The following is a 13,455-nucleotide window of genomic DNA, read 5'->3' as shown; positions in this document are numbered from 1 at the left end:
CGTTTCTCCGTACCACCCTCCGATACGCCTGCACGGACGGTGTCCGCGCCGCCACAGCGGGAATGGGGATCCTTGGTACGGCCGTACGGGTGACGGAAGGGGGCGCGGTGACCGAGCAGACGGACGGCGGACTTCCGCACGGGCTGGAACTCACCCCTGCCGAGCAGGGGATGTGGCAGGCGTTCCGCCAGGGCAGCACCCACGACCTGCGGGCCGCCGAGCACGAGCGCAACGATCCGGACGGCCCGCACGCCTGGGGCCCCGAGCGCAGCGTCCGAGCGACGGTCGTCGCCCTGCTGCTCCTGGACGGCCCGCCCGCGCTGCCCGGCCGGGTGGCCGCGCTGAAACTCAACGGGGTGCGGATCACCGGCCGGCTCGACCTCTCCGGCGGGACGGTCGTGCCCTACGTCGAACTGCACAACTGCCGCTTCGACCAGCAGCTGCTGTTACCCGAGTGCCACTTCACCACCCTGCGCCTGGTCGGCTGCGCCATCCCCCGCCTGGAGGCCGCCCGGCTGCACACCGAGGGCGATCTGCACCTGCCGCGCTCGGTGGTGCGGCACGGCGTCCGGCTGACCGACGCCCACATCGGCACGGACCTGCTGCTCAACCAGGCCGTGGTGCGCCGGGACCGGCACGGGGTGTCCATCGCCGCCGACGGCCTGACCGTCGGGCAGGACCTGCAGGCCGAGATGATGCGCTCCTACGGCGAGCTGAGCCTGCGCGGCGCCACCGTCGGCGCCTCGCTGAGCCTGCGCGGCTCGGCCCTGCACAACCCCTACGGCCGGCGCGCGCTCAACGCCCCGCAGCTCACCGTGGAGCGCACCCTCTACCTCACGGCGGTCGGCATCAGCGGCTCCTCCTTCCCCGGCGGCACTCCCCCGTACGGCATCGCCCCCGGCACCCCCGAGCGGGGCACCCGGATACAGCGCTTCGAGTGCCACGGCGGGGCGCGGCTGGACGACGGGCGGTTCGGCGACGCGGTGGACCTGAGCCAGGCGCGCTTCGTGATGCAGCCGGACCAGGAGCTGTCGCTGCGCCGCCTCCAGACGCCCGAGCTGCGTTTCCTCGGGGACCGGCCGGAGCGCGGCCGGGTGGTGCTGTCGGGGGCCCGGGTCACCAACCTGGTGGACCGCCACGACAGCTGGCCCGGCCCCGGCGGGCTGACGATGGCCGGCTTCTTCTACGAGAACCTCATACCGCTGGGCCCGTTCCCGCTCCCGCTGCGCCTGGAGTGGGTGGCCGCGGCCACCCCCGAGTACGCACCGGAGCCGTACGAGCGGCTGGCGGGCGCCCTGCGCGACAGCGGCGAGGACGAGGACGCGCGGGAGGTGCTGCTGGCCAAGCAGCGGCGCAGGCGCGAGACGCTGCCCCCGGCCGGCCGGGCCTGGGGCTATCTGCAGGACTGGACCGTGGCCTACGGCTACCGCCCCGGCCGGGCGGCGGTGTGGATGGCGGTGCTGTGGGCGCTGGGGACGCTCTACTTCTCGCACCAGCACTTCGAACCGGTCAAGGAGCACGAGGGCCCCGTCTGGAACCCCGAGCTCTACACCCTGGACCTGCTGCTCCCGGTCGTCGACCTGGGCCAGGGCCTGGCCTGGAAGACCACGGGCCTCGCGCAGTGGCTGTCGGCCGCGCTGATCCTGCTGGGCTGGGTGCTGGCGACGACGGTGGCGGCCGGCGCCTCCCGGCTGCTGCGCCGCCAGTGAACTCCGGGCACCCTGTCGGCGCAGGCCATTAGGCTTACCGGCTGTGACCAGCGCTCGCCTTCCGATCTTCCCGCTGAACTCGGTGCTCTTCCCGGGCCTCGTGCTCCCGCTCAACGTCTTCGAGCAGCGGTACCGCGCCATGATGCGCGAGCTGTCGGCGCTGCCGGAGGAGGCGCCGCGCCGCTTCGGCGTCGTCGCCATCCGGGACGGCCGCGAGGTCGCGCCCACCGCGCCGGGCCTGCCCGAGCCGGCCCGCCCGGAGCCGGGGCCGGCGTCCGGGTTCGGCCCCGACCCCATCAGGTCCTTCTACTCGGTGGGCTGCATGGCCGAGGCGGCCACGATCCGCGAGCGCCCGGACGGCACGTTCGAGGTCCTCGCCAGCGGCACCACCCGCTTCCGGCTGCTGTCGGTCGACGCCACGGGCCCCTACCTGACGGGCGAGGTGGAGGAGATCCCGGAGCAGCAGGGCGACGAGGCGGGCGCGCTGGCCTCGGGCGTGGTGCGGGCGTTCCGCGCGTACCAGAAGCGGCTGGCCGGGGCGAGCGAGCGCTCGCTGGCCGGGCAGGCGGATCTGCCCGGGGAGCCGTCGGTGCTCTCCTATCTGGTCGCGGCCGCCGCGGTGCTGGACACCCCCGCCAAGCAGCGGCTGCTCCAGACCCCGGACACCGCGTCGCGGCTGGCGGAGGAGCTGAAACTGCTGCGCGCCGAGACGGCCTTGATCGGTAAGCTCCCGTCGCTGCCGGCCGTGGAGCTCACCAGACGGCCGACCAGCCCCAACTGACCGAGGGACGGACGCGTTGGCGAAGACGAAGAAGCAGGGTGCGGGCCCGACGCCCGCCATCGTGGCGCTGGAGCAGGCCGGTGCGGCGTTCTCCGTGCACGCCTACGAGCACGACCCCGCCGTGGCGTCCTACGGCGAGGAGGCCGCGCAGGCGATGGGCGTCGAGCCGGGCAGGGTCTTCAAGACCCTGGTGGCCGACGTCGACGGCAACCTGGCGGTCGCGGTCGTGCCGGTGTCCGGCTCGCTGGACCTCAAGGCCCTCGCCGCCGCGCTCGGCGGCAAGCGGGCCGCGATGGCCGACCCGGCCCTCGCGGAGCGCACCACGGGATACGTACGGGGCGGCATCTCCCCGCTCGGCCAGCGCAAGCGGCTGCGCACGGCGCTGGACGCGTCGGCGGCCGCGCACCCCACGATCTGCGTGTCGGCCGGCCGCCGGGGCCTGGAGGTGGAGCTCGCGCCGGACGACCTGGCGGCGCTCACGGGCGCGGTGGTCGCCCCGATTGCGCGTGCGTGAGCCCTGGACGGCTCCGCTGCGCTCGGCTACGACCTAGGGGGAGGAGGGGATGCCCATGTCGAAGCGGACGCGCAAGCGCAGGTGGCGCCTGAAGAAGGGCCGGGCGAACCACGGGAGGCGGCCGGCGTAGGGGGCACCGTTTTCCCGGGGCTCCGCCCCGAACCCCGGGGTGGTGCAGGCCGGTGGTCCGGGTTGTGCCCACCCGTTCCGCCCTGCGGAACGCCTGCCCACAACCAAGGTGGGCCGGCTGTTTTCAGCCCGTCCGGCGTTTGAGGACGAGCGGCGAAGCCGCGACAGCGGGGGTCTGGGGGCGCAGCCCCCCAGGACCTCAGTCCTCTGTCGCCGGCCAGTGCGGCACCGGCTCCGGATCGCGGGGCCCGAACAGGGCCGTCAGCCCGAGATGAACCGCCATCGCGGCCAAGGGCCACGCCAACAGCGTGCCCTTGGCCCCCAGCTTCAGCGGCCCGTCGAAGACGACCGCCTTGCCCACGGCCCGCGCATGCGCGGCCACGTCCGACGTCGGCCCCAGCCAGACCCCCAGCCGCCAGCCGATCAGCGAGGCCAGCAGCGAGCCCACCGCCAGGCCCACCACCACGGCGATGCCGCCGCTGCGGCGGAACCAGAACACCAGCGCCGCGCTCACCGCGCCGAAGCCCAGCCCGAGGAAGGCGAAGAGGCCGTCCGCGCCGACGGCCTGCTCGCCCTCCGAATTGCGCAGGTACACCGCCTTGCCGTCCGAGATCAGCGGCACCCGCGGCGCCAGCCACAGCCACAGCAGCCCCAGCAGGAGCCCGGACACCGTCACGGCCGCCAGGACGACGGCGGACTGGCGCACCTCGGTGCGCAGATCGTGCGCGGGGGCGGCGGGCTGCGGCTCCTCGGGAACGGCGGGCCGGTCGGCGGGCTGGTCGTGCGGGGAAAGCGATGCGGTCACCCCGTCATCGTGCCAGGCCGGCGCGGTGCGGCGCGTCACCGTACCGCCGCCCGGCGGAAGGCCCAGGTGGCCGCGGCCAGCGACACCACGCCGACGGCCGCGCAGACCCCGAGGTCGGCGGCGACCAGCAGCCAGTCGGGGTGCGCGTCGAAGCTGCGGGCCAGCGCCTCGACCCCGTAGGTGGAGGGCAGCAGGTCGCGCGCGAAGGCGACCGGCGCCGGCATGTGCGAGGCCGGCAGCACGCCCAGCAGCAGCGCCGCCGACATGCCCAACTGCCCGGCCAGCGTGGCCAGTTCCTGGCGCGGCGCGAGCAGTCCCAGCGCCGCGCCGAGCCCGGAGAGCGCGGCCCCGGCGAGCGGGACCACCGCGGCCAGCACCCACAGGTGTCCCAGCGGCAGCTTGAACAGCACGCTGCCCACGACGGCCGTGACGGCCGTACCGGGCACGGTGAAGGACGCGTACGCCCCCGCCGCGCCGAGCACCACCGCGGCGGGCGGCACCGGCAGCGTCGCGTAGTGGTCGAGCCCGCCGCCGGCGCGCAGCTGTCCGAAGTACTGGGCCAGGAGGTTGAGCGCGACGAACGCCACGACCAGCACGCTGGAGCCGGACACGACGGCCCGCGCCGCGTCCCCGCCGTCCACGACGCCGCGCATCAGGATCATGATGCCGACGGACTGGAAGGTCGCCACGAACAGCAGCGGTATCCGCGCCACGCGGGCGCGCGACAGCTGTGCGCGGTAGACCGCGGCCAGCGCGGGCAGCAGCCGGGCCCGCGGGCCGAGCGGGGCCGCCTCGCCGTCCCCGGCCCGGGCCCGGGCGTCGCCGCGCTCGCGGCTCTGCCCCGGCACCACCCCGGTGGTCACAGCGCTCATCCCTTTACCAGCCCCTCCGTACGGCCGCCCAGCGCCAGGTAGACGTCCTCCAGGCTGGGCGTGGCGAGCGTGAAGTCGTCGAGCGCGGCGAAGGCGGGGCCGCCGGTGACGGCGGCGACGGCGGCGCGCGCCTCGGCGGGCCCGAGCCGCAGCGACCAGCGGCGCCCGGCCTCGGTCGCCGCGCCGCGCAGGGCGGCGACCTCGGGGACGTCCAGCGGGGGCTCGGTGCGCCAGACGAGGTCGACCCGGACCTCGTCGCCGACGAGCTGCTTGAGCCCGGCCGGGGTGTCGCAGGCGATGATCCGGCCGCTCTCCAGGACGGCGACCCGGTCCAGGACGGTCTCCGCCTCGATGACGTTGTGGGTGACGAGCAGCACGGTGGCGCCGCGCTCGGCGCGCCGCCGGTCGACGGCGGCCCAGACGGCGCGGCGGGCCACGGGGTCCATGCCGGTGGTGGGCTCGTCGAGGATCAGCACGGGCCGGTCGCCGACCAGCGCGGCGGCGAAGCAGGCCAGGCGGCGCTGGCCGCCGGAGAGCTTCTTCAGCGGCCGCGAGGCGATCGCGGTGAGCCCGAGCTCCTCCAGGACGGCGTCGCGCTCGGCGCGGGCGGTACGCAGGTCCAGCCCGCGCAGCCGGCCGGTGGTCTCGGCGGCGAGGGAGACGGTCAGCTCGTCGAGCGCGGTGGAGTGCTGGCCGAGGTAGCCGACGAGCCGGGCGGCGCGCTCCGGGTGCCGGACGAGGTCGTGGCCGAGCAGCTCGACGCGGCCCGCGTCGGGCCGCAGCAGGCCGGTGAGCTGGCGGACGAGCGTGGTCTTCCCGGCGCCGTTGGGGCCGAGCAGGCCGAAGATCTCGCCGCGCCGGATGTCGAGGTCGATGCCGTCGCTGGCCTTCACGGCGTCGGTACCGGGCCCGCCGCGGCGGCCGCGCGCGGCGGGATACGTTTTGACGAGGCCGCGCACGGTACACACCGGGGGGCTTGCAGCCCGCTCAGGCTGATTCGCGACCGTTCTCACGAGCTATGAGGTTACGCGCCTCGGCGGCGCGGCTCGCCATGGGGGCTGCGGCTCCGATGACCGTGCGGGTCGTCTTCGGCTGGTCGCGCAGTTCCCCGCGCCCCTATGGGGCGCGCCGGTACCGCACGACATCACGCGCCCCGTAAGGGGCGCGGGGAACTGCGCGACCAGCCACGGACGGCCCGCAGCCGAAGACCGCACTTCCGGCTAATCCCCCGCAGGGGCATGCTCGGCCGCGGTCCTGGCATCGATCTCGCGCCAGAAGCCGGCGCGAATCGCGTAGCGGTCGTGCTCGTCGATCTGGTCGTCCTTGTGGGCCAGCAGCCCGAAGCGGGCGGCGTAGCGCAGCAGCTCGCCGTCGATGCGGTGGGGGATGCGGGGGTATTCCGTCGACAGGTGCTGCAGGTGGACGGAGTCCGTGATGCGCTCGGTCCAGCGCCGGGCGAAGACCTGGCCGACCTCGAAGGGGTCGCCGCCGACGGTGGTGATGTCCTCCTCGCGGTCGGCCCAGCGCTGCTCCGCGCTGGTGAGCTGGGCCAGCGTGGGCAGGGAGGCCGTCTCGGGGGTCTCCCCCAGGCCGTTGCCCGGGCCACCCCGCTCGACCCAGCCCTTGTCGGACGACCAGCGCAGGGTCGCATTGGGCGAGGCCCCCGTGCTCACCGAGGGCGGCTGCCCGTTGGACTGGGCCGCGGGGCCGCGGCCCAGGCTCGCGAGGTCCTTCGGCGTGGGCACCCCACGGCCGCCGGGCGTGTCGCCCGTGCGCTCGGACCCCGCGCACCCCGCGGCGGCGGCCGCCGCGGACCGGGAGCCGTTGCCCGTCTCGGAGTCCCCGTTGCGCGCGGCCGCGGCCGCTGCGGCCGCCGCGCTCTCGGGGAGCGGGGCGGAGAGGATGGCCGCGATCTCGGGCCGGGGCGCGGGCTGCGGCGCGCAGGGGCCGGTGAGCTCCTTGGCGCGGACCGCCCGGGTGATCCAGGTGCGGTCGAGCACCCGCCGCTCGTCGGCCTCGGCGACGAGGTCCTCGGACTGGTTGTAGTCGCCGTCGGCGGCCTGGACGGCCCACAGGTGGACGGCGACGCCGTGCTCCTTGGCGGACATCAGGCCGGGCAGCAGGTCGCCGTCGCCGGTGACGAGCACGATGTCGGAGCAGGCCCTGTTGCGGGCGAGCTCGGTGAGTTCGGCGTGCATGGCCGCGTCCACGCCCTTCTGGGCCCAGCGGCCGTCGCTGCGGGTCAGGGCGCCGAGCCGGACGGTGACGCGCGGCATGACGCGCAGCCGGCGGTGCTCGGGCTGGGGGACCCGGTCGGGGGCGCCGTCGAACCAGTAGATGCGCAGCAGCGGGCGCTCGGTGTCGGCCTCGGCGCGTTCGCGCAGGCCCTGGATGAGCGTTGCGTGGTCGACCGTGATGCGCGACCGGGCGGGCTCCCCGGCCAGCAGGCTCGCGGCGGCACCCAGCAGGTAGCCGGCGTCGACCAGGACGACGCAGCGGTCCACGGTCCACCTCTCTCCATGAGTTCGGGGCCGGCCGGCAGCACGGTCGTGCCCCGGCACAGTGGCGCCCCGGCGCTCCGGGCTTTCGGCTTTCCCTGGAGTCTGCCCGACCGCGCGGGGGTTATCAGTCCGAACTGGATCATCGGCGTGGCGGATACGGGTAACAGTCGGCAAGTGTCCCTATCACCCACGGTAATTACCCGAAATGCGCGGTTCGCGGACGCGTGCAAGGGTGTGCGAAAAGGGGGGCCACCCCGGAGCGGAGGCATACCGGCATGGCCAAGAACAAGAAACAGGACCGGTCGAGGCAGCAGACCCAATCGGCCGAAAAGAGCACTCAGCAGGCGCAGAAGTCCTCGATCGAGGCGCAGTCCGAGCAGCGGCAGGCCCAGGTGACCCCCGGCGACCTGGCCCGTAAGGGCAAGCAGAAGCGCTTCGGCCACAACTGACCGGCGCTTCGGTGCGCTTGAGGGGCGCGCCCGCACTCGGCGGGCGCGCCCCTCGCGCTGTCGGGCCGTCGCGGCCCGGGCGTCAGCCGGCCAGGCAGGACGGGCCGAGGAGTTGTTTCAGGTCACCGAAGAGCGCCGGGTCGGGCGTGACCCGGTGCCGGTCGAGCCGGAGCACGGTCGTCTTGCGCGGCCCCTGGAGCTTGATGCGCACCTCGGTGGAGCCCCGGTGGTGGGTGAGCACCTGGCCGAGGCGCTCGACCATCGGCGGGGTGACCTTCACGGTGGGGATGGAGATGACCACGGGCGCGTTGGTGCCGGCGTTGGACAGGTCGGGGACCATCAGCTCCATCGCGACGAGCCGCGGGATGTCCTCGCGCTTGTCGAGCCGGCCCTTGACGAAGACGACGGTGTCCTCGACGAGCTGGGTGGAGACCAGCTGGTAGGTGGCGGGGAAGAACATGCAGTCGATGGAGCCCGCCAGGTCCTCGACGGTGGCGATGGCCCAGGCGTTGCCCTGCTTGGTCATCTTGCGCTGCAGGCCCGAGATGATGCCGCCGATCGTCACGATCGCACCGTCGGCGTGCTCACCGCCGGTCAGCTGGGAGATGGCGGCGTCGGCCTTGTCGTTGAGGACGTGCTCGATGCCGAAGAGGGGGTGGTCGGAGACGTAGAGGCCGAGCATCTCGCGCTCCTGCGCGAGCAGATAGGCCTTCTCCCACTCCACGTCGGAGAACTCCACGTCCAGGCCGAAGCCCGGCCCGTCGTCGGCGCTGTCGTCGCCCATGCCGCCGAAGAGGTCGAACTGGCCCTCCGCCTCCTTGCGCTTGACCGCGACCACGTTGTCGATCATCGGCTCGTAGTGCGCGGTGAGGCCCTTGCGGGTGTGCCCCATCGTGTCGAAGGCGCCGGCCTTGATCAGTGATTCGACGGTGCGCTTGTTGCAGACGACCGCCTCGACCTTGTCCAGGAAGTCGGGGAAGGTGGTGTACTTCCCCTTGGACTTGCGGCAGCGGATGATCGAATCCACCACGTTCTGGCCGACGTTGCGGACGGCGGTGAGGCCGAAGAGGATCACGTCGTCGCCCTGGGCGGCGAAGTTCGCCTGGGACTCGTTGACGTTCGGCGGGAGCACCTTGATGCCCATGCGGCGGCACTCGTTGAGGTAGATCGCCGACTTGTCCTTGTCGTCGCGCACCGAGGTGAGGAGCGCGGACATGTACTCGGCCGGGTAGTTGGCCTTGAGGTAGGCGGTCCAGTACGAGACCAGTCCGTACGCGGCCGAGTGGGCCTTGTTGAACGCGTAGCCGGCGAAGGGGACCAGCACGTCCCACAGGGCCTGGATGGCCTCGTCGGAGTAGCCGTTCTTCCGGGCGCCGCCCTGGAAGATGGTGAAGTTCTTCGCCAGTTCGTCGGGCTTCTTCTTGCCCATGACACGGCGGAGGATGTCGGCCTCGCCGAGCGAGTACCCGGCGATGATCTGGGCGGCCTTCTGCACCTGCTCCTGGTAGACGATGAGGCCGTAGGTGACGTCCAGGACCTCCTTGAGGGGCTCGCCCAGGTCCCTGTGGATCGGGGTGATCTCCTGCTGGCCGTTCTTCCGGAGCGCGTAGTTGGTGTGCGAGTTCATGCCCATCGGGCCCGGCCGGTACAGGGCGGACACGGCGGAGATGTCTTCGAAGTTGTCGGGCTTCATCAGCCGCAGCAGGGACCGCATGGGGCCGCCGTCGAACTGGAAGACGCCGAGGGTGTCACCGCGCTGGAGCAGTTCGAAGGTCGTGGGGTCGTCGAGCGGCAGTTCCAGCAGGTCGATGTCGAGGCCCTTGTTGGCCTTCACCATCTTGACCGCGTCGTCCATGATCGTCAGGTTGCGCAGGCCCAGGAAGTCCATCTTCAGCAGGCCGAGCGACTCGCAGCTCGGGTAGTCCCACTGCGTGATGGTGACACCGTCGGAGTGCCTGACCCAGACCGGGACGTGGTCGGTGATCGTCTCGCTGGACATGATCACGCCGGCCGCGTGCACGCCCATCTGCCGCACCAGGCCCTCGACGCCCATCGCGGTGTCGATGACCTTCTTCACGTCCGGCTCGTTCTCGTACATCCCGCGGACCTCGCCCGCCTCGCTGTAGCGCGGGTGCGCGGAGTCGGTGATGCCGGAGAGCGGGATGCCCTTGCCGAGGACGTCGGCAGGCATGGCCTTGGTGATGCGGTCGCCCATGGCGTACGGGTAGCCGAGGACGCGGGCGGAGTCCTTGATCGCGTTCTTGGCCTTGATGGTGCCGTAGGTGCCGATCATGGCGACCTTGTCGGCGCCGTACTTCTCCGTCACGTACCGGATCACCTCGGCGCGCCGGCGCTCGTCGAAGTCGATGTCGACATCGGGCATGGAGACGCGCTCGGGGTTGAGGAACCGCTCGAAGATCAGGCCGTGCGGGATGGGGTCGAGGTCGGTGATGCCCATCGCGTACGCCACGATCGAACCGGCCGCGGAACCACGGCCGGGGCCGACCGCGATGCCGTTGTTCTTGGCCCACATGATGAAGTCGGCGACGACGAGGAAGTAGCCCGGGAACCCCATCTGGATGATGACGTCCATCTCGTACTCGGCCTGCTTCTGCCGGTCCTCCGGGACGCCGCCGGGGAAGCGCCGGGCCATGCCCCGGCGGACCTCCTCCTGGAACCACGTGACCTCGCTGTAGCCGTCGGGCACGTCGAACCTCGGCATGAGGTTCTTCGCCTCGAACATGCCCGAGACGTCGACCTGTTCGGCGACGAGGAGCGTGTTGCGGCAGCCCTCCTGCCAGGCGTCCGAGGAGTCGATGGCGTACATCTCGTCCGTGGACTTCAGGTAGTAGCCGGTGCCGTCGAACTTGAAGCGGTCGGGGTCCGAGAGGTTCTTGCCGGTCTGGATGCACAGCAGGGCGTCGTGCGCCTCGGCCTCGTGCGGGTAGGTGTAGTGCGAGTCGTTGGTGACGAGCGGGGGGATGCCCAGCTTCTTGCCGATCTCCAGCAGGCCGTCGCGGACCCGGCGCTCGATCTCGATGCCGTGGTCCATCAGCTCCAGGAAGTACCGGCCCTCGCCGAAGATGTCCTTGTAGTCGCTGGCGGCCTGCACGGCCTCGTCGAACTGGCCGAGCCGCAGGCGGGTCTGCACCTCGCCGGACGGGCAGCCGGTGGAGGCGATCAGGCCCTCCGACCACTGGGCGATGGTCTCCTTGTCCATCCGCGGCCACTTGGTCAGCCAGCCCTCGGCGTACGCGTCGGAGGAGAGGCGGAAGAGGTTGTGCAGACCGGTGGCGTTCGCCGCCCAGATCGTCTTGTGCGTGTAACCACCGGAACCGGACACGTCGTCCCGCTTCTGGTGCGGCTGGCCCCACTGGATGCGCCGCTTGTTGCGCCGCGACTCGGGGGCCACATAGGCCTCGATGCCGATGATCGGGGTGATCTCCGCCTTCTTCGCCGTATGGAAGAAGTCGTACGCGCCGTGCAGGTTTCCGTGGTCGGACATGGCGATGTGCGTCATGCCCATGTCCTGGCAGGCCTTGAACATGTCCTTGAGCCGCGCGGCACCGTCCAGCAGGGAGTACTGGGTGTGGACGTGCAGGTGCGTGAAGGGGGGCCTGGACGAGGCGGTCACGGCGGGAAAACCTCCGGGCGGACGGTGGGCGGCGGCGGGTGGGGACAGCTTCGAAGGTTACCGGCACCGACTGACAGCCACGGGCACGGACGGGCGGTCCCGCACGTTGAGGACGGCAGCACATCCGTCCGCCGACGACCACCCAGGAGGAACCGGCGATGGCGCTCGAGCACGACCGGACCGCGCAGCGCGGCGAGGAGATCCTCGCCGCCCTCGGCACCGCATCCGAGGACCTGCGGACCCTCGGCCCAGACGCCCTCCGGGCCCGGTTCCGGAAGCAGGCCGCGTCCGTCCTCGCCTTCCACCACGCCACGCCCTGCCTCTTCTACGCCGACCCGGAGCACGGCAAGGAGGGGTACGGCATCGGCCCGTTCCTGGACGAGCGCACCGGCCGGATATGGATCCACGGCGACCTGCACACCGGCCGCTTCGGCGCGGCCATGGACGCCACCGGCCGCCTGGTCTTCGGCGCCACGGGCTTCGACGAGGCGTACGTGGGCCCGTTCACCTGGGACCTGAAGCGGTTCGCCGCCTCCCTTGCGCTGCTGGGCCGCACCACGGCGCTCGGCGACGAGCAGATCAGCGGGCTGGTCCGGCACTACGCCGCCGCCTACCGCGAGCGCATCCACGCCCTGGCCGCGGGCGCCCGCCACGAGGAGGTCCCGCCCCTCACCCTGGACAACGCCGAGGGCCCCGTCCTCGGCACCCTGCGCCGGGCCCGCGCCAGGACCCGCTCCGGGATGCTCGCCGACCGCACCGGGATCCGCGACCACGACCGGCGCTTCCGCTCCGGCGAGGACACGGTCGAGCTGGACGCCGCCACCCGCTACACGATCCTGGCCGCCTTCGACGGCTACCTGGAGTCGCTGCCCGACACCGCCCTCGACCGGCCCGACTCCTACCGGGTCAAGGACGTCGTCGGCCGCCGCGCCGGCGCCGGGCCGGCGGCGTACGACCTCCTCCTGGAGGGCGCCAGCGACGCCCTGGAGGACGACGTCGTGATCTCCATGCGGCCGGGCCGCGCCCCGGCCGTCTCCCGGCACCTGGCCGACCGGGCCCTGCGCGAGCAGGTCCGCCACGAGGGCCACCGCACCGTGATCGCCCAGCGCGTCCTCCAGCCGCACGCCGACCCCTGGCTCGGGTGGACGGAGCTGGACGGGGCCGGGCAGCTGGTCTCCGAGGTCTCGCCGTACGCGGTGGCGCTGGACTGGTCGGCCGTCGGCGAATCGGGCGAGCCGGCGGAGCTCGCCGCCCTGGTGGCCGACCTGGGCCGGGCCACGGCCGACCTGCACGCGGCGGCCGGGGACGGCGCCGGGCGGGCCCTGGTCCCCTTCGCCGCCGAGCGGGCCATCGACGCGGCCATCGCGGCGGACGAGGACGCCTTCCCGGAACTGCTCACGGACTTCGCCCACCGCTCCGCGTCCCGCACCCTCACGGACCACCGGATCTTCGTGGACCTGCTTCGCGAGGGGGCGTAATACCGCGCCCCGATACCGCGCCCCGAAGGGGCGCGGGGACTGCGCGAGCAACCACAGCCGACCCGCAGCCAACGGACCGCTCAAGCCCCTTTAACAGTGGTTTACCCACGCCCATGACAGACTCGACCTCATGGACATATCGGCGGCAAGCCTACGGGCACTGCGCGCAGCGCTCTTCACAGCGCTGTGCGTCGCCCTGTCCGCCGCCTCGCACGCAGTGCTGTCCGGCATGCCGCTGCCCGTGCCCACCGTCGCCCTGACCGCGGCCGGCGTCTTCGCGCTCGCCTACGCGCTGGCGGGCCGGGAGCGCGGCTACTGGCGCATCGCCGCCCTGCTGATCCCGCTGGAGCTGGCCTCCGGTGTGCTCTTCAGCACCGGGCAGGACACCTGCTACGGCTCCGTACGCCACCACACCGCGGGGGCCTGGACCCTGCTGTGCGGGGGCGGCAGCGTGGGCCGCTCGCTGACCGGGGCCGCCGCCCCCGGCACGGCCCCCTGGCTGCTGCTCGCCGCGCACGTCGCGGTCGGCCTGCTGGCCGCCGCCTGGCTGCGGCGCGGCGAGGCGGCCCTGGCCCGGCTGCTG

12 protein-coding genes are annotated in these 13,455 nt (G+C 73.0%); 7 read left to right on the top strand and 5 right to left on the bottom strand.

The annotated features are described in order from the left end of the window. Positions 1–107 precede the first annotated feature (107 nt). From ACLHRZ_RS27235 to ACLHRZ_RS27220, 4 genes are read left to right on the top strand one after another with little or no spacing between them, the layout of a single operon-like run. Complete coding sequence (locus tag ACLHRZ_RS27235; protein WP_490421177.1) at positions 108–1,709, top strand: oxidoreductase; 1,602 nt, start codon at positions 108–110, stop codon at positions 1,707–1,709. 43 nt (positions 1,710–1,752) lie between these two features. After that, a complete protein-coding gene (locus ACLHRZ_RS27230; RefSeq protein WP_490421176.1) occupies positions 1,753–2,490 on the top strand; it encodes an LON peptidase substrate-binding domain-containing protein in 738 nt (245 codons plus the stop codon). Between the two features lie 16 nt (positions 2,491–2,506). After that, positions 2,507–3,004 carry a Cys-tRNA(Pro) deacylase gene (gene ybaK, locus ACLHRZ_RS27225; protein WP_490421175.1) on the top strand — a complete coding sequence of 166 codons (498 nt, stop codon included), beginning with the start codon at positions 2,507–2,509 and terminating at the stop codon, positions 3,002–3,004. A 49-nt stretch (positions 3,005–3,053) separates the two neighbouring features. Then, positions 3,054–3,134 carry a 50S ribosomal protein bL37 gene (locus tag ACLHRZ_RS27220; RefSeq protein WP_490421259.1) on the top strand — a complete coding sequence of 27 codons (81 nt, stop codon included), beginning with the start codon at positions 3,054–3,056 and terminating at the stop codon, positions 3,132–3,134. 198 nt (positions 3,135–3,332) lie between these two features. On the opposite strand, the gene ACLHRZ_RS27215 is transcribed toward ACLHRZ_RS27220, so the two are convergent. The 4 genes from ACLHRZ_RS27215 to ACLHRZ_RS27200 all read right to left on the bottom strand — a co-directional run bounded on the left by ACLHRZ_RS27215 (position 3,333) and on the right by ACLHRZ_RS27200 (position 7,314). After that, positions 3,333–3,938 (bottom strand): ABC transporter permease, encoded by a 606-nt coding sequence (locus ACLHRZ_RS27215; RefSeq protein ID WP_490421174.1) that lies wholly within the window; start codon positions 3,936–3,938, stop codon positions 3,333–3,335. Positions 3,939–3,973: 35 nt separating this feature from the next. Continuing rightward, the gene (locus tag ACLHRZ_RS27210) at positions 3,974–4,810 is read right to left on the bottom strand and encodes an ABC transporter permease (RefSeq protein WP_490421173.1); all 837 of its coding nucleotides are present in this window, start codon (positions 4,808–4,810) and stop codon (positions 3,974–3,976) included. Beyond that, complete coding sequence (locus ACLHRZ_RS27205; protein WP_490421172.1) at positions 4,807–5,778, bottom strand: ABC transporter ATP-binding protein; 972 nt, start codon at positions 5,776–5,778, stop codon at positions 4,807–4,809. Before ACLHRZ_RS27205 ends, ACLHRZ_RS27210 begins: the two co-directional genes overlap by 4 nt. Positions 5,779–6,030: 252 nt before the next feature. Then, positions 6,031–7,314 (bottom strand): NYN domain-containing protein, encoded by a 1,284-nt coding sequence (locus tag ACLHRZ_RS27200; RefSeq protein ID WP_490421171.1) that lies wholly within the window; start codon positions 7,312–7,314, stop codon positions 6,031–6,033. Between the two features lie 272 nt (positions 7,315–7,586). Between ACLHRZ_RS27200 and ACLHRZ_RS27195 the strand changes: the two genes are divergently transcribed. After that, positions 7,587–7,760, top strand: a complete 174-nt coding sequence (locus ACLHRZ_RS27195) for a hypothetical protein (protein WP_490421170.1) — start codon at positions 7,587–7,589, stop codon at positions 7,758–7,760. A gap of 82 nt (positions 7,761–7,842) precedes the next feature. On the opposite strand, the gene dnaE is transcribed toward ACLHRZ_RS27195, so the two are convergent. After that, positions 7,843–11,394 (bottom strand): DNA polymerase III subunit alpha, encoded by a 3,552-nt coding sequence (dnaE, locus tag ACLHRZ_RS27190; RefSeq protein WP_490421169.1) that lies wholly within the window; start codon positions 11,392–11,394, stop codon positions 7,843–7,845. A 158-nt stretch (positions 11,395–11,552) separates the two neighbouring features. Here dnaE and ACLHRZ_RS27185 point away from each other — a divergent pair, with 158 nt between their 5' ends. Both ACLHRZ_RS27185 and ACLHRZ_RS27180 read left to right on the top strand, forming a co-directional pair. Beyond that, positions 11,553–12,872, top strand: coding sequence for a DUF2252 family protein (locus ACLHRZ_RS27185; RefSeq protein WP_490421168.1), 1,320 nt, complete (start codon positions 11,553–11,555; stop codon positions 12,870–12,872). Between the two features lie 130 nt (positions 12,873–13,002). Then, the coding region (locus ACLHRZ_RS27180) for a hypothetical protein (protein WP_490421167.1) at positions 13,003–13,455 on the top strand (453 nt) is incomplete at its 3' end.

This window comes from Streptomyces sp. AM25, assembly GCF_058146165.1.
The sequence above is the reverse complement of the archived record's forward strand: the minus strand, read 5'-3'. Positions and strand labels throughout refer to the sequence as shown.

Excerpts from the sequence above, each read along its gene's own strand:
- ACLHRZ_RS27220 (WP_490421259.1), top strand. The coding sequence starts at position 3,054 with ATGCCCATGTCGAAGCGGACGCGCAAGCGCAGGTGGCGCCTGAAGAAG.
- ACLHRZ_RS27210 (WP_490421173.1), bottom strand. The coding sequence starts at position 4,810 with ATGAGCGCTGTGACCACCGGGGTGGTGCCGGGGCAGAGCCGCGAGCGC.
- ACLHRZ_RS27195 (WP_490421170.1), top strand. The coding sequence starts at position 7,587 with ATGGCCAAGAACAAGAAACAGGACCGGTCGAGGCAGCAGACCCAATCG.
- ACLHRZ_RS27185 (WP_490421168.1), top strand. The coding sequence starts at position 11,553 with ATGGCGCTCGAGCACGACCGGACCGCGCAGCGCGGCGAGGAGATCCTC.